Annotated in this window: 2 tRNA genes; both read right to left on the bottom strand. The window is 42.7% G+C overall.

The window, feature by feature from the left end:
* Positions 1–96: 96 nt before the first annotated feature.
* A tRNA-Ala gene (locus tag AC1RPN_RS08620) sits at positions 97–169 on the bottom strand.
* Between the two features lie 27 nt (positions 170–196).
* Positions 197–271: transfer RNA gene (locus AC1RPN_RS08615), tRNA-Ile, on the bottom strand.
* Positions 272–372: the final 101 nt, after the last annotated feature.

Below are 372 nucleotides of genomic sequence, written 5' to 3'. Positions count from 1 at the left end.
AACTAATAAAACGCGGTGTTTCTCGGCTTATTGCTTAAAAATTTAATAAATATTATCTAGTTTTCAAAGAACAAATTCGACAATTAATATTGTCAATGGAGCCTAACGGGATCGAACCGATGACCTCCTGCGTGCAAGGCAGGCGCTCTCCCAGCTGAGCTAAGGCCCCATAATGGGTATTTTATTAATTGGTAAATGGGCCTAAATGGACTCGAACCATCGACCTCACGCTTATCAGGCGTGCGCTCTAAACCAGCTGAGCTATAGGCCCGTAAACGCTTTTGAGAGTAGATCTCTCAAAACTAAACAAATTTTCGACAAGTGTGTAGGTTTCCGTAATATTCCTTAGAAAGGAGGTGATCCAGCCGCAGG

The sequence above is a fragment of the Dellaglioa sp. CoH-57-MRSF-20 genome, from assembly GCF_056781955.1.
This window is presented reverse-complemented; position numbering and strand designations above follow the sequence as displayed.